We start from the raw sequence: 22,321 nt of genomic DNA, 5'->3' as shown, positions 1-22,321 counted from the left end.
TCCTTTGGTTAGTCGTTCTTTTATTTATTGTCTAACTTTTTGGGGTCAGTACAAACCATGGCTTTTTTGCTAGTGCATTAAATTTAGGAAGGACGACGGCGCATGAGGATGAGGCCGATGGCTGCAAGCACCAATACTGCTCCTACTAGCAAGAATGGCAGGCGGTCCACTTCACCTGTGTTTGGCAGGCCCTTCTTATTTTCTCTCTTGCTTTCTTTCTTGACCTCTACCTTACTTGAGCTTTGACTTTCTTTTGATTCAGATTTAGACTCAGAAGGCTTAGATTCGTTAGGTTTTGAAGACTCGTTCGGCTTGGATTCACTTGGCTTAGAAGCTGAGGCTTGGGAAGGCTCTGCTGGTTTGGATTCAGCTGGCTTAGTTTCTGAAGCTTGTGATGTCTCGGCTGGTTTGGATTCAGCTGGCTTAGTTTCTGAAGCTTGCGATGTCTCGGCTGGTTTGGATTCAGCTGGCTTAGACTCTGTAGCTTGTGACGTCTCTGTTGGTTTGGACTCAGCTGGCTTAGTTTCTGAAGTTTGTGAGCTCTCGGCTGGTTTGGATTCAGCTGGCTTAGTTTCTGAAGTTTGTGAGCTCTCGGCTGGCTTTTGTTCAGGCTTAGGCGCTGGTAATGAAATAACAGGGAGCACTTGTTTATCAGATTCATCTTCCAGTGGCAACTGCGCTAAATAGCTATCGAATTTTTTCTTGAGCGCCGCAAAGTTTTGAATGGTTTGGCTGGCATCATAAACGCTAGCAGTCACCATACCTTCAGATGTTTCACGTTCTTTGATTGGTTTATATTCCTTAACACCCGCCATACCGTCTTTTTCAAGACCTTGCTCTACTAGCCACTTATGAGCTGCAGAGACGGCTTGATCACGGTTACCCTCTACCAAAAAGTAGAAAACAAGCCCTTCTGTATTATCTTGGGCATTGACCAGAACATAGCGCACAATGCTGTGTTCCTTAGCTTGCGCTACTTGGCTGGCCTCTGCCTCATTATTTGACGCGGTGGCTTGTGCGGTGACCGGATAGCTTCCTAAAACACCGGCTACCAAACCCAAAACTAAAATTCCTTTCGACCACTTTTTCATGGTGAATCGCTTCCTTTCCTTTTGTTACACTTATTGTAACTCCGTTACAGAAGTATTACAAGTGAATCTTTGTTTTTTATCATTTATTTCCCCGATAATTCATAAATTCGCCACATTTCCCTTATTACCGGTTCCATTTCAGCACATTTAAACATTACAGTAGTGTTACAAAATTAAAAAAGCCCCTGTTTTCACAGGGGCTCAAAGCTTTTATTTAACCTTGGGTCAAACGTTTGCGAATGTAACTAGAACTATACTCGACAATCAGGATAAAGGCAATCAGACCAATCAAAATGGCTCCTACTTCATCCCATTTGTAACCGTTAATAGCAAAGGTCAATGGTGCCCCAATCCCGCCGGCCCCAACAACCCCTAAAATCGTGGCGTCACGTAGGTTCATATCGAAGCGGAAAATCAGGGTGGAAATTAAACTAGACCAAAGTTGGGGAATAATCCCACAGCGAATTTTCTGGAAGGTGGAACAACCAGCCGCATCTAAGGCCTCTAGTATGGAATCATCTAAATCGTCAATGGTTTCCGAGAAAAGTTTAGAAATCATCCCAATCGAAGTAACCGATAGGGTCATAACCCCAGCGAAAGCACCTGGGCCGGTTACACGGATAAACATGAGCCCATAAACGAAACTTGGAATGGTACGAACTGCCATTACGAAGAGGCGTGTAATGACGGTAATGGGCATTGGCATGACTTTACCTGAAGCCAGAAAGGCCAAAGGAATAGAGAATACAGCCCCTACAATGGTTCCCATGAAAGCAATGGCTGCCGTTTCTAGGAGCAAGTGGAGTACGCCGCTCTCACCTAAACCAAGTAAGGTTTCCAAGTTAGGGTGGAAAATCCCGCTAATAATATTGAAGGCAATGGTCGGGCCCTTTTCAGAAATATCAATAGATCCCAAAGCTGACCAGGACCAAACAATGAGAATTACTAAACCAAGCACCCATAAGGCCTTGAAATACTTATCTGAGGTACGTGATTCATACATTTCATTAATTTTATTAATCATGATCCGAACCTCCTAAGTTAGTTTAGAGCGCAAGTAGCGACTGGTATATTCGATAATCAGGACCGTCACATAGAGGGCTACTAAAATCATGCCCAAATTCGTGTACTCACGCCAAGCGATTTTCTCATTCAGGATGACCCCAATCCCACCGGCGCCAACCCATCCCAGAATGGCCGCATGGCGGACATTCCCTTCAAATGTATAGAGCGAAGAAGCCAGATAGGATGGTAAGACTTGAGGCAGAATGGCTCCCATAAAACTATAGACACGGTTAGCACCCAGGGCTTCCATGGCTTCAAAAGGTTTCATATCGACCGTTTCAATCATCTCATAGAGTTGCTTAGCCATAAAGGAGAAGGTGAAGATGGCAATGGCCACCGTCCCAGCAAAAGTCCCAATCCCAAAGACCAGGGTTAAAACACTGGCATAAATCAAGGTTGGCACTGTTCGAATCAAACTTAGGACTAATTTCATAGAGCCTGTTACCCAACGGTTGACAACCATGTTGTAAGAAGCAATCACAGCAGCTGGGATGGCCAGTAAGGCGCCAATGGCAGAGCCTAAGATAGACATTTTAATGGTATCTAAGAGTGGTCCCTGAACAGATGCCCAGTAATCCCAGTTAGGTGGATACATCCGCCCTAAAATAACAAAGAACTGATTTCCTCGCTTGAGCAAGGTCGACATCTTGAAGCCAGTTAGCTCTATAGAATAATAGAAAGCTAGGACAACCAAGATGAGATAAAGCCAGGTTAGAGAAGGTTTTTTGCTGATGGTTTTACCGTTTGGGAGGGTTCGGGTTCGCGGTCCCCACATACGATGCCAGAATGCATTCATCATCATGTCCCCCTATTCAATCGCTTGGCCCTTGTAAATCACATCCAAGATTTCAGGTGTGACTTGGTCAGAAGGCCCGTCATAGACAACTTCCCCATCACGAATACCAATGATACGATCACAGTATTCCAAGGCTAATTCCACATGGTGAATATTGAGTAAAATCGAAATCTTGTCATCGCGATTAATAGCTTGGAAATCTTCCATTACGGCTTTGGCAGTCACAGGGTCTAAGGCTGCAACCGGCTCATCGGCTAGAATAATCTCTGGATTCTGCGCCAGAGTACGTGCTAGGGCCACCCGTTGTTGCTGCCCCCCGGAGAGTTGATCTACTCGAGTGTAGGCTTTTTCTAAGATACCAACGCGGTCCAAGGCGGTCAGCGCTCGAATTTCTTCTTCTTTCTTATAGTAACCAATGAGAACCCGCCAAAAAGGAATATCTGGCACAAAGGCATTCATCACATTGCTGATGACAGATGCCCGCGTTACTAGGTTGAAAGACTGGAAAATCATGCCAATTTTACGGCGAAAACGACGTAGACTTTGGCCTTTCAATTGACTAACGTTGGTCCCATTAACTGTTAGCTCCCCTTCACTAATAGGATGCATACAGTTGATGGTCCGGATTAGGGTAGATTTTCCCGCACCAGATAAACCAATAATCCCAACAAACTCTCCTTGTTCTATGGTCAAGTTTACATTCTTCAGAGCCGTCACCCCATTGGGATAGCGCTTGGAGACATTCTTGAACTCTATCATGTGTAATCCTCTCTTCTCATTATAATGACAGACAAGACGCAATCCTTAGAGATACGCCTATCTGTGCTCTTTTATCACAAAAAGAGCAGAGCCTCACCGAGACTCTGCCGTCTTGAGCGTCATGCGGACTAGTTGCCCTTAATTAATTTTTGCGCTTCGCGCTCTTTGTTGTAATCTTCATCTTTGGCTTCTTTATAACCGGTGTGGTTGTAAATCTTGATGACTTTCTTACCTTCTTCGGTCTTAGCAATATCCATCAAGGCTTTCTTGATTGCTTCGTTCAATTCAGGTGAAACAGTCGTAGAAGTCTTGCTGGCAGATACTGTGTCGTTGACGATGTCTGGTGTTACCCCGATAACGTTAGTCGCTTCCCAGATAGGTGCTGAAGCGCCCATTTCTTTTTGCCACTTATCAACGTTGTCGCGACGTAAGTCAGCATAACCAACAACAATATCCACTTGTTCAGCAGCCAAACGTGTCATGGCATTGGTGTAAGAATCAGATTGTACCACGTTAGCTAAATCGGTAATCTTCTTACCAAAGTTTTCTTTGAGCCAGAGGGTTGGGTAAATGTAACCAGATGCTGATGAAGAGGAGAGAACAGTCCATTTAGCAGAGTTGAGATCCTCCCAAGTTAACTTTTCGCCCTTGTTGACTTTCTCAGCTAATTCCTTACCTTTGGCAGATGGACCTGCTAAAATCAAGCCCTTGTAGAAGGTAACTTGCTCATCAGTAGGTTCAGTTGCTTTCTTGTCATTCCATTCTTTTGGTTCAGTGGAATTTTTGTTAAGCCCTTGACGAGTAGCAGTTAGGAGAACTTCCACATCATCAGAAAAGAGAACATAAGTCCCTGAAGGGATAAAACCGTAGTCAAGAGTCCCTGATGCTAATCCTTCCCCTACAGCTTCAAAGTTAGTCCCTACTGTGATTTCTACGTTCTCAACTTCAAAACCATTTTTAGCAAGTTCGTCTTTCAATAATTTCTTGAGCGGTTCAGTCGATGTTACGATTTCGTCTGGGTTACGTGACGGCACGAAACCAATCTTGATGGTATCGATTTTTTCTGCTGCTTTAGCAGTAAACGGTGCGATTAATCCGGCCACGAAGGTCGCGATTAAGGTGAAGATGGCAAAAAGCTTCAGGCTTTTTTTCATTTTAAGGATCCCTCCAACAAAAATAATTGATTCTACCCAAATTATAGCAAAACCCTTTCTTCCGGCAAGAAAAAAATTATCAAAAGTGCCTTTTCGCTGGTTTTATTTTTCAAATGTTCGTGTTTTTTACGTCTTTCTTAAGCCATCATAAAAAGCCCACGCTTCCTTGCCGGAGGTGTGGGCTAGCATCATTGACTATTAACGTTGGCCTGGGAATGGTAGGCGTGGAGTTTGGCCTTCTTGGCCGTTCTCTTGCTCTTGTCCTTGACCTTGTTGGCCTTGTTGATATTGTTGGAGATTATTGTTGCTTTGTTGCTCAGGTTGGGCACCAAGCGTTACTTGGACTTTGGTTTCCTTCCCTTCTCTTAGGACGGTTAACTCTACTTTGTCACCTACATTATAGGCATAGAGCTCCCGACGTAATTCCAAGATGTTCTTGATTTCCTTATCGCCAATCTTGGTGATGACGTCATATTTCTTGAGGCCGGCGGTTTCAGCTGGTGAGCCTTTGACCGTATCGGTTACCACGACCCCATCCGTTTGGTCGGACTTGAGTTTGAGTATTTCGGTCTTAGACCGGCTAGTGATGTTGGCTAAGTCATTTTGGCTAATTCCAATGAAAGGCCGGGTAACTTTGCCGTCTTTTTCTAGCTGTGCAATGACGCGTTGTACTTCCTTAGACGGAATGGCGAACCCCATCCCTTCGACGTCTACATTCGAGAACTTGCTAGAGTTAATACCTACTAGGTCGCCATCCTTATTGAGTAGCGCACCACCGGAGTTACCAGGGTTGATCGCTGCTGAGGTTTGAATGAGCGTGGTCTCAATATCGGCTTGGCCGTCCTTGTTGAGGTCCATTGGCACAATCCGTGATTGACCCGAAATAATCCCTTGGGTCACAGAGTTAGAGAACTTGCTACCTAGAGGTGACCCAATAGCAATGGCGATACTCCCTACCTTGGTTGCGTCAGAGTCGGCAAACTTAATGGCCGATTTGACATTCTTAGACGAAATTTTGACAACGGCTAAGTCAGACACCGCATCGCGGCCAACTAATTCACCATCTTCTGTGGTTCCATCAGCTAATTTAACCTTTAGAGAGTCCGCATTCTCTACCACATGGTTATTGGTTACTAAATAGGCAGAATCCCCGTCAATCTTATAGATAACACCACTACCCTCACCCGCTAATTTTTGGGAGGCACTCGGATCTTCCAAGTCTACTTGGTTTTCGCCACCTGTTCCATAGCCATATAAATTATTTTGTTGGCTTTCTTTCTGGTAGTTTTGGATAGATACGACAGAGTCTTTGGCCTTCTCAACAGCCTTCATAATAGTTTCTTCAAATTCACTGGCTGTTCCTTGGGCTTGGACCGTATTCGTCTGATTTTGAGCTGCCGTCGGTGTCACGACATTTTGCAAGGCCAAGCCACTTAAGATAAGCGCTCCCCCAGTTAAAGAACCTACAACTAATTTAATGATTTTTCTGTTTTTCATAGAACTTCCTCTTTTCTCTCGTATGAGTTTATTATTTTTCTTGATGCTTCTATCCTAACACCGACATGTGAAAAGAATTTGAAAATTATATTACAAAGCAGTTATTTAATTGGTAAAGAATCCAGATTTTAAGCCTCATTTCACGGCAATTTCATTCATATTTTGATTGCTAGACCCCGCTAGATTCTACATAGGCTTATTCACAGAAACAAAAAAGACCAGGAGCAAGCTCCCAGTCTAATCTTGATGACTAGCATTCATGAATTTTACCACATTTTGGACAGCGTCCTCGCATGCGATTAGCTAAATCAATGAATTTGCAAACCAATTGGCTATCCAATGAATAGATCACATGCTTACCTTCCTTCTCTGAGCGAATAATTCCATGCTTACGCAAAGTAATCAAATGGTGAGAAGTCGTCGCTACAGTGGCATCAATTAAGCGTGAGATTTCATAGACACAGAGGCGTTCATAGACCGTCAAGACATGCATGATCTTCACTCGGTTGAGATCACCCAGAACCTTGAATAAGGCTGCCTGTGCAGCCAGCTGATCTGGATCCATGACTTCCTTGAGTCGCTCACATTCCGTACTAATCACTTGTTCTTCTAAACATTCATATTCTGCCATGTCTTCCCTCCTTATAGGCCATGCATCATCATGACAGCCACACAGTTATTAATGATATGTACACAGATGGCATATTCAAGCCGTCTGGTTTTCAAATAAGTCAGACCTAGTATTAAGCCCATACCAGCATAGAGGCCCCATTCTAACGCATTAGCAGGTTGATGTAGGAGGCCAAAAATGACACTGGATATTGCCAGACCTAGCCAAGGTAGCTGGGGCAGTAGATACTTCATCAGTAAGCCTCTGAAGAGAATTTCTTCGACAATAGGCCCCAGTATGGCCAAGGCCAAAAAGGTTAAGAGGAAGGGGGCACCCTGTGTCGATACTTGCAAGGCCGCCTGATTCTGCGTGGTCTCAAAGGCTGGGTTGTAAGCAATCAGGACTTGGTCATAAATTGTCAGGTAGCCATACATAATCCCGTAAATAGCAAAACCTCCGACTAGGAGCTTCCATTTATTGAGTGTCCAATCAAAGAGCTTAAAGCCCCAAATAGAGACCCCTAGGATTAAGACAACTAAAGCTATGGCCTCCAGAATGACAAAAGCCCAAGATTGTATATAGACCAAGTCACTTAAATCGGCACCTACTAAGTCATAGGAATCGAGTCCTGATTGAGCCAGACCATACTGAATCAACCCCCACTCAGCCAAAATTTGGCTGGCCAGATAGGCTCCAATCAGCAAAAGCACCTTCCACCAGCTGCCCTTAACAGGATCTTGCCAGGCTTGGTTCATTCTTTGCCACATGCGCCTTCATCTCCTCTTGCTTAGTTAATCAATTTTTCCAGTTGGATAAGACCTTGGAACCAGTCTGCACCTAAGACTTCATTGAATTGTTCTTGACTTAAGACAGCTTCCCCTGTCGGCTCCGTCAAGTGAACAGCTTTCAAATCTAAATGGTACTCCAAGGCTACCTTACCTTGAATCAGGCCAACTGAGATTTTTTTATTGGCATAGTCTAAGCTGATGGTCCCATCGTAATCATCTGTGAACAAATCAAAGGTCTCTTTAAGTCTTGGAAAATCGGCTTGATGCTTCTTCATAATAGCCGTCCACTGCTTACCGGCCTCATCCGATAACTCATAGCTTAACACTTGGCCGTCTTTCTTGCTTGGTTGGGGTTGAGTCGCTAGCCATTCCGTTAAAACCGCTTGATAGAAGGCCTGCCAATCTTGGCTGATTTGATAACTCGTTTGGGCCTGTTCTGTAGAATCTAAGGCTACAAATTTATCCTTGAGTGCGGTGGTCTTGCTTTCATCCAGATGAGCTAATTTATCTAGGGCCGTATCCTTAACAGCCTCCGCTTGACTATTAGCCACTTGCTTGGCAAAGCCCATCAAGTCTTCAACTGCCTGCCAAGCAGCCGTCACCTTGCCCTCTGATAGCTTCATCATGGCAGTAAAAGGTAGGGCGTGCGAATCTGTTTGATGCAAGTAACGCATGTCACCAGAATTGATGGTAACCAAGGTTTTCCCCTTAGGTTGGCCATTATCACGGCCATCGATTAAGGCCACATTCATGACTACACGCGCTTGGTCGTGATAGAGAGCGGTTAGGATTGTTTCTGGCTGGTCTATTTTAATCTCTGGTAAGTCTTTATTGGGCTCCTCTTGCTGACTAGAGGACTCACTAGAGTTGGAACTTTCACTGGTCAGCTGACTGGCTTGTTCTGAGCCAAACTGGGTCACAGGCGATAAATCTTGGCGTTCTTGCGCACCAATCCGGGAAAGGGCCTGTGGCACCACTAAGACTTGGTTGGCTAGGATTAGGGCAAGGGCACATTTTTTAAGTGATAATTTCATAGGCTTTGACTCCTTTATTGTGGGGAAAGAGTAGCGTTAGCGTTGGTTTAAATAGGCTTTGACATCTGGTCCGACAAAGACCTGTCCTTGATCCGTCAACAGAATAGGGCGCTTGACTAACATGCCGTCGGTCGCCAGAAGCTCGAATTGCTGGTCCAAGCTTAAGCTATCCCAGCGGTCTTTAAGGCCCATGCCACGGTAGAGTTGACCACTCGTATTGACTAGCTTCTTGGTCGAGCTAAGACCTGCCTGTTGATACCAAGTTTTTAACTCTTGTGCACTAGGACGATCCACATTAATCTCGCGATAGTGATAAGTAAGGCCTTGGGCCTCAAGTAGTCGCTCTACCTCCCGGCAGGTCGAACATTTTTTTAGACCGATTAACTCCATGGTTTTCCTCCTAGCTCTACTTGGTTAAGTAACATTCAAGTAGGTATTTGATATTCTTTACCTCCTCATTCTACCACAAAAACCTGAGAAAAACTAAGGATATTCGCTAGACACAAAAAGACACCCCTTCCTCACGGAGAGGAGAGGATGTCTGGTATTCGCTCACTTAATCTAAGACAGACAAGCGCTTAGTCCACGGTGTTGCGGTGCGCGCTAAGACTTGGTTAAGGGCTTCGATATTGGCCTTACCTTGGGATTCTAGCCATTCACGGCAAGCTTGGTCTCCTTCTGAGGCGAAGATTGGCACAGCATCCTTCCAAGTTGCACGGCCACAGAGTACCCCATTGAATTCTGCACCTGCTTCTTTGGCGAAGTCCAGGGTTTCTTGGAAGAGTTGCGCAGAGACACCTGCACTGAGGTAGATGTATGGCAGATGGGTTACCTCGCTTTGTTCTTTAAAGAGTTTGAGAGCTTCTTGACGGCTATAGAGCACTTGATCTTCAGCATAACCTTCTACGTACTTCATATTAACGGGTACTTCTACCTTCAAGACATCAACATGGTAACGTTTGTGGGAGAAAATCTTCATGGCTTCCAACACTTTATGAGGTTTTACTTTAGCAAATTCCGCTCCCTTTTCATCATTGAGGGTCGCATCATAGGAGACAATTTCTAAGAAGAAAGGAATATCTTCCGCCTCACACTCAGAGCCAATTCGTTCAACAAAGGCGTGTTTGCGTTCATTAATCGCTTCATCTTCATCCACATCATAGTAGAGCAGGAACTTAACCGCATCTGCTCCTTGTTCTTTGAGGCGGTAAGCAGACCACTCAGGCAACAAGTCTGGCAAACGACCAGGTTCAGATGCATCATAGCCTGTTTCTTCATAGGCTAAGAGCAAGCCCGCGGCGATTGAACGACGTGCAGCCGCAGGTAAGCCATACTCTGGATCTAAGAGAATAGACGATGCGTATGGCGTCAATTCTTCGGAAATGGCAATCTTAAAGTCTTCAACAGCGCGTTGCACATCTTCAACGCCCCCACCTGAAGCAATCATCTTACGCAAGGAACCACGTTGGTCAATGGCTAAGGCTGAGATAACCCCAGATTCAGTCGATAGTTCTTGTAATTTTTCGTATTTAGCTTTTGATACTTGTCTCATCTTATCTTCTCCTTTTCTTATCCATTACTTAGGCTTGGTAGCGGAGCTCGCCATCCAAATAAGTGGCCTCTAATTCTAATTGATCGCTGACTACGATGAAGTCTGCTTCATAACCTGGGGCAATGCGGCCACAGACTGATTCAATTCCGACAGACTGCGCAGGCGTCAGAGAGGCCATACGCAAGGCTTCTGCGGGACTAACTAGGCCCCAGTCCACGACATTCTTAACCCCTTGTTTGAGCTCTAAGATAGAGCCTGCCAGGTTGCCGGTATCTTTGAGACGGGCAGTCCCATCTTTGACCACTACTTCAAATTCCCCTAGGCGAGACTGACCCTCGCCCATACCACCAGCCCGCATACAGTCTGTAATTAGGACGGTTTCCTTAGGTCCTCTGGCACGAGTCACCACACGAGCTGCCGCCGGATGAACATGGTGGCCATCACAAATCATTTCAGCAAAGACCTTGTCTAGGCTCAGAGCCGCCCCTACCATACCTGGCTTGCGATGGTGAAGCCCGCTCATACCGTTGTAGATATGAACGAAGATATTAGCGCCGGCCTCAACGGCCGCTGCTGCTTCTTCATAGGTCGCGTCAGAATGAGCCAATGCCGTATAGACGCCTTTGGACTTGGCAAATTCAATGAATTCCTTAACGCCCTTGCGTTCTGGGGCAATGGCAATCTTATTGACCAAACCCTGTGACAGCTCATGCCATTTGGCTAGTTTTTCAACAGAGGGATCGCTCATGTATTTAGGGTTTTGGGCCCCTTTGTATTTTTCGGTGAAGAAAGGCCCTTCTAGGAAAATCCCACGAATCTTAGCCCCGGTCACCTCTTGATAGTGATTCCCGATCGTTTCGCAGACATCATTCAACAATTCGGTAGAAGAGGTCAAGGTGGTTGGCAACCAAGAGGTCACCCCACAGGATAGGAGACCTTCGGAAATCACCTTAATGCCTTCAAAGTCATTATCCATGACATCATGAGACTTGTAACCATGAATGTGGGTGTCCACTAAACCTGGGGCTACAATGGACTGGCTATAGTCTTTGATTGGGGCATCTTGTGGCTCTTCCATCAGGATGGGACCAAACTTCCCGTCTTCAATGGTCAAGTAGGCCTTGTCAATGACTTGGTCATCGAGCACAATTTGCTTAGCGTAAACATAGTATTTCATACGATTCTTCCTTTCTTATCTAGGCGTAAGGATGAATGGTGACACCCTTAACAACACGATTGACCGTGCCACTTGGTGATGGAGTGTCTGGTTTGTTATGAACATGAACAGACGCCAACAGAGCCAAGACCTGACCGACTACTAAATATGGGAAGGCCAGATAGGCATCCGGTAATTGACTGTGCGTCGAATCAAAATCAAAAACCTCTACCCCAGGCGCAGCCTCGCTTCCCACTTGAATGGCTACAACGGCTTGGGCAATCTGATCACCGGCCAATTCAGCCAAGATATCCTGGTCATAGAGACGGGTGTAAGCTTGGTTGGAAACAAAGACTAGCGCCAAGGCCTCAGAGTTAACAAAAGATTTAGGACCGTGACGGAAGCCCATGCTGGAATCATAGACGGTTGCCAATTGGCCAGCCGTTAACTCTAGGATCTTCAATTGGGTTTCACGACCCAGGCCTTCAAAGCCACCCGATCCCAGATAGATGACACGCTGTGGATTCTTAGCTATCAAGGCTTGAAGCTGACCCTCGCGGGCAAAGACTGTCTCAGCCATCTTGGCAATCTGGTCGACATAAGCCGCCTTATCGGCATCAGAGGCAGGATCAAAGACTAGCAAGGCGGTGAGCATCATGCAAGAAAAACTCCCCGTCATGGCAAAGCCTGCATCATTGGAACGACTCGGCTGTAAGAGCACTAGGTTGTGGTCGTCCCCTTGCGCTGCTTTGGCTAAATGGCCTTCTGGCGCACAGGTAATGGTTAATTGATAAAAATCCTTGACCAAAGACTGGCCTAATTGTACGGCCGCCACACTCTCTGGCGAGTTGCCACTGCGGGCAAAGGACACCAAAAGAGTTGGTAAATCTGCCTGGAAGACGCTAGTCGGATTGGAGACAATGGTCGTCGTTGGCTCGTGACGGAAGTTAAGACGAGACACGTCATTAACTTGACGTAAATAATTTGTAATAGCTTGTCCGACATAAGCAGATGACCCTGCTCCTGTAAAAATCACTTCTAGACGCCCATAAGATTCTAACAAGGCACCTATAAAGCCCTTAATTTCTTCCTGACGGTCAAGATACAATTGATAGGTCTCGCGCCAGATAGATGGTTGTTGCTTGATCTCTCGCGTTGTAATTTCGGCACCCAGTGCCTCTAACGCGGCTTTGTCTAATTCAAACATGGCCTGACTCCTCTATTGATTTTTCATTATATTTATATTCTACTCTGTAAGGGCTTTTCTTTCAATATGCGTTTCGACCAAAATTAAACTGAAACTTGTCTTAAGTAACAAAAATAAAAATTTTTGTCTGTACATGAAGCGCTACCATGTTTTTTGTGGTACACTAAGGGTAGATTAATTCATTGCAATTTTTGGAGGTATTATTCCATGGAAATACTTGTTTATGATCAGTTCGATGCGGCATCCGATAAGGCCTTTGACTTCTTCGTCCAGGCGCTGGCAACTGGTCCCAAAACCTTTGGCTTAGCAACTGGTTCGACTCCCGAAGCACTCTACCAACGCTTAGTAGAGTCCGATTTAGATTTTAGTCAATCAGTTTCTGTCAACTTGGATGAATACTATGGCTTGTCTAGCGACCATCCAAAGAGCTATCACTACTTTATGCACCAACATCTCTTCCAGCACAAGCCTTTCAAACATTCCTATCTGCCTGACGGGGACCAAACTGATAGTGACTATGAAATCAAACGCTATAATCAAGTCCTAGCAGACAACCCCATTGATTTACAAATCTTGGGGATTGGCTCTAACGGTCATATTGGCTTTAATGAGCCAGGGGCACCATTCGATGGCTTAACCCAGCTAGTCGATTTGACTCCATCCACTATTGAGGCTAACAAACGTTTCTTCGATCGTGTCGAAGACGTGCCGACTCAAGCTTACAGTATGGGGATTGCTTCCATCATGGCCGCTAAGAAAATCATCCTCATGGCTTACGGCGACAAGAAAGCCGATGCTATTTACGGACTGGTTGAAGGGCCTGTCACCCCTGACCTGCCAGCCAGTATCCTCCAGCGCCATCCTGATGTGACCCTGCTCTTGGACAAGGCGGCTGCAGCTAAACTTCATCTCTAAGAGAAATTTCCCATTATATCATATATGATATAATGGGATTTTTTATTAGGCTTAAAATCAGAGCAAGAGGGCTAGACTTCAGTGTCTAGCCCCCTCTCTAAAGTTCCCCTATTTAAAAGATCTGAATATCCTGGGCAGGCATCACTAGGAAGCCAGCACCAATAATTCCGTTGTCTCCCCCCAGGTCTGTGACCCGAATGTGAGGCAGAATATGCATTTGTTCTTTGTGAGCATACCGCTCCAGGACTGCCTTAATACGCTCCACATAGAATGGATTCTTGACTGCTACGCTACCGCCAATGACAATTTCTTTAGGATCTAGGAGGCAGATCATAGCGAAGAGCCCAATGGCCACCCCCATGGCACTTTGGTCTACTAATTCATTGGCAATTTGTTCCCCTTTGAGGGCACGAGCGAAGACTTGGGCCACCGTAATTCGATCATCCAGATAGAGGGCGCGAGCCATAGCCTCAATCCCAGGGCCCGCGCAGACACTTTCCAAAGGACGAAGGCCAGTTGAGGAGGGCACTGGCAAGAAGCCAATTTCACCTGAGAAGCCATCACCGCGAATAATCTGATGGTTAACGATATTAGTGCAGGCGATCCCGGTTGAGACCGTCAAATAGCCGAACACATCCAGCGGCCCCATGCCAGCCAAGCGATACTCCGCATAGGCAGCCGCCTTGACGTCATTCTCAATGGCGATTGGTACTTGGGCGTAGCGGTCCGCCAGGCGCGCTACCACCGGAAACTTCTCCCAAGGGATATTATTTTGGAAGATAGCTACCCCGTTTAGGCTATCCACCTTACCTGGTATACCTAAGCCGATACCGGTCAAATCCGATACATCCACCCCTGCCTCTGCTAGGCAGGCGTCAATGACACCCACTACGCATGCTAACATGGCCTCACTGGAAGAGGTATCGCTGGGCACTTGAACACGGTGAGTGATACGTCCCTGCTCGTCAATGATAGCCGCCGCTACCTTAGTTCCGCCGATATCCACACCCATTGCTTTTCTCATTTTCCTTCCTCCTCTCCTTTGGTAGAGCCATCCGGCCTTTAATCGCGTTTAGGATGGTTAAAGTCGTAGTTATAGTCAAAGAGCACCGCTAGTAAACCTGCCAAAGCTAAGAGCATGCCCAAGAGATTTTCTCGGCTAACCGTGGTTTGAAGGTGAATGATAAAGCCAACACAGACCAAGGCAACCAAAAGACGAATGAGAACACGAATTTTATGAGACATCTAAATCTCCTCCCATCGAATTTCACTCGCAGCCAAGGAAACTTCATGGCTAATTCCTTGACCATCATAGACAGTCGTTACTTGTGGCTCAGCGGTATTGTTGACAATGGCATACTTGCCCTTAGCTGGGTAGGCATGAACCTCAACAGCCGGGTTGCTACTATGCCATTTATTAAAGTCAGCTTCCTTATGTGCCGCATAGTAGAGGGCACGCATGAGTAACCGCGTATTGTCAATGCTGTAAGGTAAGCCAGCTAGGTAGACCCCACGCCCTTGACCATAATCGTGCGCCGCCATATGCACTTCGCCATTGCTGTATTCTAAAATTTCTGTCTCTTCACTTAGGGCATAGAGGTTATGCATGGACTCTCCGAAATCAGGGACTTGTCCAGCTTCTAAATCTGCCGTAATAAAGTGACTGCCTTGGGCTTGAGTGAAGTATTTGTCGGTCGATAGGGAGAAGCCTAACTCCTTATCCACCCCAAGAATTTCAGCTAATTGGAAGAAACGACCATTTTGGAGATGGGCACTTGGCTCACCAACGCCCACCAAACCGCCGCCTTGGTAGACGAAGCGACGAATGGCACTTAACAATTCTGGGCGAGCCCAATGTTGACCACCACTAAAGGCGGTTCCGGCATCGCCTGCGTTAATTAAGACGTCCACATCTGCCGGCACGCCGTCAGCAATCACCTGGTCAAAACTCAAGAAGACTACCTCAACCGCCGCACCACTGAGGGCTTCTAGAATCCCTAAATAGGAGTAGATTTGCTTATAGTGCAAGGCATGCGCCACCATGTGCGTTTGCCAGGTACGAAGTGCTCCCCAAGCATTGAGAATCCCTACTTTTAGCCCCACATAAGGCTTGGTGTCTTTGACAATGGCGTAGATATCCCGGAATTCATCCGCCACTTCTTCGATATAGGAAACAAATTTAGGGAATTTATAGGCGAGGCTGAGATAGCCCCCATAACCAATCCGGTCAACCGGCTTACGCATAATAGCCCGACGTGCTGTCAACCAATTCTCGTTAGCTTCAATGGTCGGATCATTTCCTTCATAGAAGGTATCTGGGAAGAAGTATGGCAGGAAGCGACCTTCGGTATATTTAACATGTGGAATATCAGCAATCATCCGCAAGGTAGCCCCGCCTCCGACTGATCCAACTACTGCGTCCAAGCCAATATCCTTGAAATAAGGGCCATATGGTTCGGTCCCAATCCAGTTATCGCCTAGGAACATCATGGCTTCTTTGCCTGCTTCATGGACAATATCCACTAACTTCTTGGCTTCTTGAGCCACAAAATGGCTTTGGAAATCGACATAGTCTAAGTAGGCCTTAGAAGGCACGCGGAAAGCCGTATTATAGTAACCTTGGTCAACAAAGTCTTCCGGTCTCAGACGATACCCTTTGGCTTCTTGGAAGGCTAGGATGGCTGCCGGTGAGACAGAAGCCCCATAGCCAAACCAGTCGACAAATTTCTCTTTAGCCTTGTCATTGAAGACCAGGGTGAAATGGTAGAAGAAGGTGGTAAAGCGGACCACATCCGTCTTAGGATTTTCCTGGCACCAACGTCTGAGGTAGTCGCTCATGAAGCGGTTGGAATGTGGCTGCCGTACATCAAAAGGAATATCATGAGCCACTGAGTCGCCCCAATTATTAGTGATATGGTTATACATTTGAGTTGGGTCCCAAATCTTATAAACTAAGAAGGAAACCGTATATTCATGGAAGGGCTCTGCCCCTTCCACAATCACTAGGTCTCGCTCTTGATCCACCTGCCACTGGCTGGTTGGGACTACTTGGCCAGTGGTGCGGTTAATGACTTCCCACCACTCCTTAGGATCATGGTGATAGTCAGGTACTACTTGTTCCCGATAGTAGCCCTGCATGAAATCAATGGCTAAGCTTTCTTCGCTTGCGGTATGGAAGGACGACATCAAATAGAGTTGTTGGCACTCTTCCATATGATCTTTGATAAAATCATTATGATTTCGAGCTACAAAATAGGTTGTATAGATAGAAGCATCTAAATCTTTGACTGCCTCTTCTAATTTGGTTCCATCGGAATCGCGGATGGCATCTGCTCCCCAGCGATCTAATAATTCTTGAGTTTGCGCAAGGAAATTGCGCTCACTTGGTAAAGTAAGTCTGCCTTTTGATTTGGCCATTTACTACATCTCCTTCGTCATCTAAATCTCATTATCAAGGCATGGCTTATTCCTTGGAGCCGCCCGCTGTCATCCCCTCGGTCAGACGCTTCTGAACGAAAATATAGAGGATGAGGGTTGGCAACATGACCATGACCATGCCGGCGTAAAGTTGACCATATTGTTGGGCCGCATTTTGCGCTGCCATTAAGTTCATCAAACCCACTGGCAAGGTCCGTAACTCCTGTTTATTCATCAAGGTAAAGGAAATGATATATTCATTCCAGAAGCCTAGGAAGTTAAAGAGAATAACCGTGATAATACTTGGCTTAGCCATAGGAATCATAATCCGCATCATGGTCGTAAAATGATTAGCCCCATCAATCGAAGCCGCTTCTTCAAAAGTTGACGGTAAGGTCATGAAGTAGCTAGACAAGAGATAGATGGTAAATGGCAGAGAAGTTGCCGCATAGACCAAGGCTAGAATGAAGCGGTTGTTTAAGAGCTCTGGCATCATGGCAAAGCCTTTTTTTGCATCGACCAGCATCAAGAAGATGGGTACTACAATGTAGTTAACGTTGATGAAGAGCCCACCCTTAAAGAGTTGACGTAAAAGGCCACGGCCTGGGAATTCAAAACGCGCTAGAACATAAGCGGCTGGCAAGGCCAAGGCTAAGAGAAGCGCCAAAGCCATAGCAGTTACAATCACCGAGTTGAAGACATAAGCCCCCATACTAGCCCGATTCCAGGCATCGACAAAGTTCTGCCAGTAGAGCCCCATTGGCAAGGACCAAGGCGAACGGTAGAATTCTGAATTTTCCTTAAGTGAGGCCAGAAAGACCCAGCCCACTGGCACAATAATCGAAATAGCCAGGAGCGACAGCACTAAGTAGATAAAAATCTTGTATAAACGATTCGTTGAACGACTCATTTGACTGGCTCCTTTCTAGTATTCAAGAATGTCCCGCTTGGTTACGGCACTAACGACCGCTGACAAGACGAAGGAGAAGATGAAAATAACAACCCCAATGGCCATCCCGTAGCCATAGGATGAGTTGGTATAGGCTTGCCCATACATGTAGGATAAGACTACCGAAGATGCTCCGTTTGGCCCTTCGCTGGTCATGGTTTGGACCAGGAGGAAGCTGAGGTTGATGGTAGAAATAATGAAGAAGGTCAAGGTAGTCCGAATGTTATTCCAGACTAGTGGCAGGGTCACGGCGAAGAACTGCTTAACCTTACCCGCCCCATCCAAATCTGCTGCTTCATAGAAGGAAGTTGGGATATTGGCCATTGATGCCATGTACATGACCATGTAATAACCAATAGCCTGCCATACTAAAGCACCAATCAAGGCATAGAGCACCAACTGCTTGTCCCCCAACCAAAGAATCGGTGGAGCCTGCTCCCCTCTGAAGATTGCCAAGAAAGAATTTAACATCCCGTTGTTAGGGTCATAGATGGCGGAGAAAATACCGGAAATAACAACGATGGATAAGATATTTGGAATATAGAAAATTACCCGGAAGAAGTTTTGTCCCTTAATTTTCTCTGTCGATAGAATGGAAGCGAAGAGAATGGCAATAGCTAGGGTAATAATGGTCACCAGCACAATTAAGACAATGGTATTTTGGAAGGCTCGAATAAATTTAGTGTCGTTGAACAATTTGACGAAGTTATCGAAATAAACGAAAGTCTTTTTGGCTGAGAATCCACCCCACTTGTAGAGAGACATGCGAAAGACTTGAAATGTCGGATACAACATGAAGAGGGCGAACAAGAGGGTCGCAGGTATCACGCAAATCAAGGCAAAGCGGGTTTTGGATGCTTTTGAATTCATGATAAGTACTCCTTTCTAAATCGCCGTGCTGGCGTCTCTTATAAGTATGACCCTGGCTCATAAGAGGCATCAACACGTGCGTTAACAATAAAAGTCCCACTCCCACCAAGGCGGAAGTGGGCACTATGTCAATGCTTAAGCTAGCATTAGTGGCTGATGCTGTCGTGGAATTGTTTCATTACTTCTACGACGTTAGATTGCCAATCTTTCACGCTGAGGTCACCAGATACTACAGAGTTGAATGCTTCGTAAAGTGTTGCCTTGAGGTCTACCCCTTCGATGGCTTCAGCAGATACGAAACCACCTAAACCAGGTAATACGCCTTCGTCATAGACTTTATAGAAGACTTGTTTTTCAGCAGGTAACTTGCTGATCAAACCTTTAACTGGTTGAACAGCCCCGTGTTTAGCGAAGATTTCAGCTGCCTTGTCAGAGTAGAGGAAGGCAATGAATTCTTTGGCTGCTTTTTGTTGTTTAGCTTCTTTTGGAATCCAGATATGTTCCAAGAAGGTATAAGCGTATTGTTTGCCGCCTTCTTTGAGGGTTGGCACAGCTGCCATGCCCCATTCGAAGCCGTCAGCACGTGGTGCATCTTTCATTTCGTCCACTACCCAGCTACCGTTTGGCATGAAGAGGGCTTTGTTGTCTAGGACTGCTTGTTGGTTCTTAGTGAAGCCGTCTTTGTTAGCGTTCGCTACAGTAGTTGCTTCAGTATTCTTAGCTAACTCGCCTAAAGTTTCGAAGACTTTGGTTAAATCAGCGCCAGACCAAACTTCTGGATCGTAGTTCATGGCTTTGTTGAAGAGTTCTGCCCCACCAGCGGAGTAGATCACGCTAGAGAAGAAGGTGTCTAAATAGCCAGCCGTTGGATAGGTGAAGAGGGCAATGTTTTCTTTCTTAGCTTCTTCAGCTAATTTCCACATTTGATCCCAAGTCTTAGGTACTTCCCAGCCTTTTGCTTTGAAGAGGGCCTTGTTATAGAAGAGACCTGTTGGAGAGTAGAACATTGGCATTAAGTAAGTCTTGCCATCGTTATAAGGGTTAGTTGAAGTAGAATCAGTGAAGCCTGGTAAGAGTTTTTCCTTAACGGTCTTATCTTCACCTGGAACCTTCATATCCAAAACATCGGTTAAGTCAGCTAAAGCCTTATCCTTGATTAAGGTTTCTGGTAAAGCTTTCTTACGGCTTTGTGCTAAGAGCACTACGTCAGGGTAGTCACCAGATTGGAGACGTGGGGTGATGGCATCTTCGAGTTCTTTTTCCATGGTTAACTTGATGTCGACATTTGGATTGACTTGCTTATAGGCTTCAATGATTTCTGGCCATAACTTGGTCCCATAAGCTGTTTCGATGGCTGCGAAGTCTAAGGTCACCTTTTCTTCTGCTGACACATTGGCAACTCCGAAGAAACTTGGCAAAGCACAAGCTAAAGCAGCTGCTGATACTAAAGCTTTTTTCATGTAAAACACTCCTTATAAAATTTTATTGGATCTTACACTCTTATCATACCATAGCTGCAACCGTTTTACTTGCAGATTCTTGTTGTAAACTTGCAGATTCTTGCGGATTGTTGTATAATGTAAATAGATAAATGATAGCGTTTTAATAACTTTAAGGAGTGTCCCCACATGTATATTCGCTATACCATCACCCATCAGCCTGAAGAAGTTAGTCAAAATCATTTCCAGGTTCTATCAGTTAATATTGTCTCCTACGATGCCAACTGGCATTCCACTATGCATCACCACAATTTCGCTGAGATTTTCTATTGTTTGGACGGATCTGGTTATCTGCTAACTGAATTCGGGCGGACCCCCATCCACAAGCACTCTCTCCTACTGGTCAACCCCTTCATCGAGCATACGGAGCATACCTCACTTATCTACCCGCTCAAGTATCTAGTAATAGGGATTAAGGGGCCAGAGATTATTCTACCTTCTCACGCAACAGATAATGGGCTATTTAGCTTCGAAGACAGCAACCATCAGTTCTATCGTCTTATCCGTGAAGTGATGACAGAATGTGAGTTAAATCAACCTTACTCTAGCCAAATCATCGACCATTTAATTAATTCCTTGATTCTTAGACTCAATAATGTGGCTAATAGCCAGCTAGCCATGGCACGGGAGACGCCCTTATCTGCCAGTGTCAGCTTAGCTAAGCACTACATTGATAATCATTTCTCCAAGAACATTAATCTTGAGCAATTAGAAGAGCGAGCCCATGTTTCTCGCTTCCACTTATCCCACCAATTTAAGGAAGAACTCGGCCTCTCACCTATCAACTATCTCAATCAGGTTCGCCTAGGGCAGGCCCAAGAACTCCTACTGACTACCAATTACACTGTACTGCAAATTACCGAAATGGTTGGTTTCAATTCCGTCTCCTACTTCTCCAATAAATTCCACGAGGCAGTCGGCATGACACCGCGCGCCTATCGTAATCTCCATGCCTCAAGCCTCATCCAAACAGGCAGTCTCAAAGAATCGTATCGGCTACCCGATAATTTGGCAAGAAAAAATTAGCACAGTTTCTTTATGAAAAACCACTGATCCTCGTGTCAGTGGTTTTGTTGTTAAATCAATGAATTATTATGAAAACATGTCATATCTTATTAGTCAATATCGCTACTTTTTACACTAAGTCTAAACAAGTAGCAAGTCTGTGATAACAACAGTTGTTGCGCTTTCTCGGTTTTTATGGTATAATATAGTTATCAAAATCACAAAGAGGTGTTTTTTATGGTAAAAGCGAGTAAGGAACGTTGCGAAAACTTAGTTGCTCTGTTGGACGGTTACTCCAAAAAAGGCGGTCACCATCTTAACATCAACGTATTTGACCGGGATACTCTAATGGATGCTATGGAACATCCAGAAAACTACCCTCAATTGACTATTCGTGTGTCTGGTTATGCTGTTAACTTCAACAAATTGACCCGCGAACAACAATTGGACGTTATCAACCGTACAATGCACGAAGGCATGTAATCTTGCCTTTAGCCCTGGCGCTTGCTAGGGCTCTTTTATTTGGATTATGTTCTTACTATACAAAAAGAACCTTGAAGATTACTTCAAGGTTCTTTTTGACTCATGCTTTCCTATCATTTCTGATGGAAGAATACCGGCGGCCGGGGTCGAACCGGCACGCCCTCGCGGGCACTGGATTTTGAGTCCAGCGCGTCTGCCAATTCCGCCACGCCGGCATGATATTATATGAGGTTTAAGGCGGTAACCGGATTTGAACCGGTGAATGAGGGTTTTGCAGACCCTTGCCTTACCACTTGGCTATACCGCCATTTATGAATAAAAAAAACTGGGGTAGCTGGATTCGAACCAACGAATGACGGAGTCAAAGTCCGTTGCCTTACCGCTTGGCTATACCCCAATGATAATATAAAATAGGCGAACGAGGGGAATCGAACCCCCGAATGTCGGTGCCACAAACCGATGCGTTAACCACTT

At 45.5% G+C, this 22,321-nt stretch carries 22 protein-coding genes and 3 tRNA genes; 3 read left to right on the top strand and 22 right to left on the bottom strand.

Going from position 1 to position 22,321, the window contains the following annotated elements; all coding sequences use genetic code 11:
- Positions 1-83: 83 nt before the first annotated feature.
- The 13 genes from ACO53F_RS09190 to ACO53F_RS09130 form a co-directional block, all read right to left on the bottom strand.
- Entirely contained in the window at positions 84-1,091 is a 1,008-nt protein-coding gene (locus tag ACO53F_RS09190; protein ID WP_485138177.1) for an LPXTG cell wall anchor domain-containing protein, read from the bottom strand.
- Between the two features lie 214 nt (positions 1,092-1,305).
- Positions 1,306-2,115, bottom strand: a complete 810-nt coding sequence (gene phnE / locus ACO53F_RS09185; protein WP_070755164.1) for a phosphonate ABC transporter, permease protein PhnE — start codon at positions 2,113-2,115, stop codon at positions 1,306-1,308.
- A 12-nt stretch (positions 2,116-2,127) separates the two neighbouring features.
- Complete coding sequence (gene phnE / locus ACO53F_RS09180; protein WP_485138176.1) at positions 2,128-2,952, bottom strand: phosphonate ABC transporter, permease protein PhnE; 825 nt, start codon at positions 2,950-2,952, stop codon at positions 2,128-2,130.
- 12 nt (positions 2,953-2,964) lie between these two features.
- Positions 2,965-3,711 carry a phosphonate ABC transporter ATP-binding protein gene (phnC, locus tag ACO53F_RS09175; RefSeq protein ID WP_070755162.1) on the bottom strand — a complete coding sequence of 249 codons (747 nt, stop codon included), beginning with the start codon at positions 3,709-3,711 and terminating at the stop codon, positions 2,965-2,967.
- A 128-nt stretch (positions 3,712-3,839) separates the two neighbouring features.
- Positions 3,840-4,865 carry a phosphate/phosphite/phosphonate ABC transporter substrate-binding protein gene (locus tag ACO53F_RS09170; RefSeq protein ID WP_485138175.1) on the bottom strand — a complete coding sequence of 342 codons (1,026 nt, stop codon included), beginning with the start codon at positions 4,863-4,865 and terminating at the stop codon, positions 3,840-3,842.
- Positions 4,866-5,063: 198 nt separating this feature from the next.
- The gene (locus tag ACO53F_RS09165) at positions 5,064-6,362 is read right to left on the bottom strand and encodes a S1C family serine protease (RefSeq protein WP_485138174.1); all 1,299 of its coding nucleotides are present in this window, start codon (positions 6,360-6,362) and stop codon (positions 5,064-5,066) included.
- A gap of 250 nt (positions 6,363-6,612) precedes the next feature.
- On the bottom strand, positions 6,613-6,993 hold the full coding sequence (locus tag ACO53F_RS09160) for an ArsR/SmtB family transcription factor (protein ID WP_298077635.1): 381 nt from the start codon (positions 6,991-6,993) through the stop codon (positions 6,613-6,615).
- Between the two features lie 11 nt (positions 6,994-7,004).
- The gene (locus ACO53F_RS09155) at positions 7,005-7,739 is read right to left on the bottom strand and encodes a CPBP family intramembrane glutamic endopeptidase (RefSeq protein ID WP_485138173.1); all 735 of its coding nucleotides are present in this window, start codon (positions 7,737-7,739) and stop codon (positions 7,005-7,007) included.
- A 20-nt stretch (positions 7,740-7,759) separates the two neighbouring features.
- Positions 7,760-8,794 carry a hypothetical protein gene (locus tag ACO53F_RS09150; RefSeq protein WP_485138172.1) on the bottom strand — a complete coding sequence of 345 codons (1,035 nt, stop codon included), beginning with the start codon at positions 8,792-8,794 and terminating at the stop codon, positions 7,760-7,762.
- Positions 8,795-8,830: 36 nt separating this feature from the next.
- Positions 8,831-9,184 (bottom strand): Spx/MgsR family RNA polymerase-binding regulatory protein, encoded by a 354-nt coding sequence (locus ACO53F_RS09145; RefSeq protein ID WP_485138171.1) that lies wholly within the window; start codon positions 9,182-9,184, stop codon positions 8,831-8,833.
- 166 nt (positions 9,185-9,350) lie between these two features.
- Positions 9,351-10,346, bottom strand: coding sequence for a tagatose-bisphosphate aldolase (lacD, locus tag ACO53F_RS09140; protein ID WP_485138170.1), 996 nt, complete (start codon positions 10,344-10,346; stop codon positions 9,351-9,353).
- 28 nt (positions 10,347-10,374) lie between these two features.
- The gene (nagA, locus tag ACO53F_RS09135; RefSeq protein WP_485138169.1) at positions 10,375-11,523 is read right to left on the bottom strand and encodes an N-acetylglucosamine-6-phosphate deacetylase; all 1,149 of its coding nucleotides are present in this window, start codon (positions 11,521-11,523) and stop codon (positions 10,375-10,377) included.
- A 19-nt stretch (positions 11,524-11,542) separates the two neighbouring features.
- Positions 11,543-12,709: an SIS domain-containing protein gene (locus tag ACO53F_RS09130; RefSeq protein ID WP_485138168.1), complete on the bottom strand. Its 1,167-nt coding sequence runs from the start codon at positions 12,707-12,709 to the stop codon at positions 11,543-11,545.
- A gap of 207 nt (positions 12,710-12,916) precedes the next feature.
- Here ACO53F_RS09130 and ACO53F_RS09125 point away from each other — a divergent pair, with 207 nt between their 5' ends.
- On the top strand, positions 12,917-13,624 hold the full coding sequence (locus ACO53F_RS09125) for a glucosamine-6-phosphate deaminase (protein ID WP_485138167.1): 708 nt from the start codon (positions 12,917-12,919) through the stop codon (positions 13,622-13,624).
- A gap of 112 nt (positions 13,625-13,736) precedes the next feature.
- On the opposite strand, the gene ACO53F_RS09120 is transcribed toward ACO53F_RS09125, so the two are convergent.
- The 6 genes from ACO53F_RS09120 to ACO53F_RS09095 all read right to left on the bottom strand — a co-directional run bounded on the left by ACO53F_RS09120 (position 13,737) and on the right by ACO53F_RS09095 (position 20,320).
- Entirely contained in the window at positions 13,737-14,648 is a 912-nt protein-coding gene (locus tag ACO53F_RS09120) for an ROK family protein (protein ID WP_485138166.1), read from the bottom strand.
- A 38-nt stretch (positions 14,649-14,686) separates the two neighbouring features.
- A complete protein-coding gene (locus tag ACO53F_RS09115; protein WP_070755150.1) occupies positions 14,687-14,869 on the bottom strand; it encodes a DUF6903 family protein in 183 nt (60 codons plus the stop codon).
- Positions 14,870-17,041 carry a 1,3-beta-galactosyl-N-acetylhexosamine phosphorylase gene (gene gnpA / locus ACO53F_RS09110; protein ID WP_485138165.1) on the bottom strand — a complete coding sequence of 724 codons (2,172 nt, stop codon included), beginning with the start codon at positions 17,039-17,041 and terminating at the stop codon, positions 14,870-14,872.
- Positions 17,042-17,087: 46 nt separating this feature from the next.
- Positions 17,088-17,951 (bottom strand): carbohydrate ABC transporter permease, encoded by an 864-nt coding sequence (locus ACO53F_RS09105; RefSeq protein WP_291427684.1) that lies wholly within the window; start codon positions 17,949-17,951, stop codon positions 17,088-17,090.
- Positions 17,952-17,966: 15 nt separating this feature from the next.
- A complete protein-coding gene (locus ACO53F_RS09100) occupies positions 17,967-18,860 on the bottom strand; it encodes a carbohydrate ABC transporter permease (protein ID WP_291427683.1) in 894 nt (297 codons plus the stop codon).
- Positions 18,861-19,006: 146 nt separating this feature from the next.
- The gene (locus ACO53F_RS09095; protein ID WP_070755146.1) at positions 19,007-20,320 is read right to left on the bottom strand and encodes a carbohydrate ABC transporter substrate-binding protein; all 1,314 of its coding nucleotides are present in this window, start codon (positions 20,318-20,320) and stop codon (positions 19,007-19,009) included.
- 168 nt (positions 20,321-20,488) lie between these two features.
- Between ACO53F_RS09095 and ACO53F_RS09090 the strand changes: the two genes are divergently transcribed.
- Both ACO53F_RS09090 and ACO53F_RS09085 read left to right on the top strand, forming a co-directional pair.
- Positions 20,489-21,385 (top strand): helix-turn-helix transcriptional regulator, encoded by an 897-nt coding sequence (locus tag ACO53F_RS09090; protein ID WP_485138164.1) that lies wholly within the window; start codon positions 20,489-20,491, stop codon positions 21,383-21,385.
- 207 nt (positions 21,386-21,592) lie between these two features.
- Positions 21,593-21,847, top strand: coding sequence for a glycine radical domain-containing protein (locus tag ACO53F_RS09085; protein ID WP_373690440.1), 255 nt, complete (start codon positions 21,593-21,595; stop codon positions 21,845-21,847).
- 131 nt (positions 21,848-21,978) lie between these two features.
- Here the strand turns inward: ACO53F_RS09085 and ACO53F_RS09080 are convergent.
- The 3 genes from ACO53F_RS09080 to ACO53F_RS09070 form a co-directional block, all read right to left on the bottom strand.
- Positions 21,979-22,062, bottom strand: a tRNA-Leu gene (locus ACO53F_RS09080).
- Positions 22,063-22,082: 20 nt separating this feature from the next.
- Positions 22,083-22,154, bottom strand: a tRNA-Cys gene (locus tag ACO53F_RS09075).
- A gap of 18 nt (positions 22,155-22,172) precedes the next feature.
- Positions 22,173-22,244: transfer RNA gene (locus tag ACO53F_RS09070), tRNA-Gln, on the bottom strand.
- Positions 22,245-22,321: the final 77 nt, after the last annotated feature.

Source organism: Abiotrophia sp. (assembly GCF_057275535.1).
This window is presented reverse-complemented; position numbering and strand designations above follow the sequence as displayed.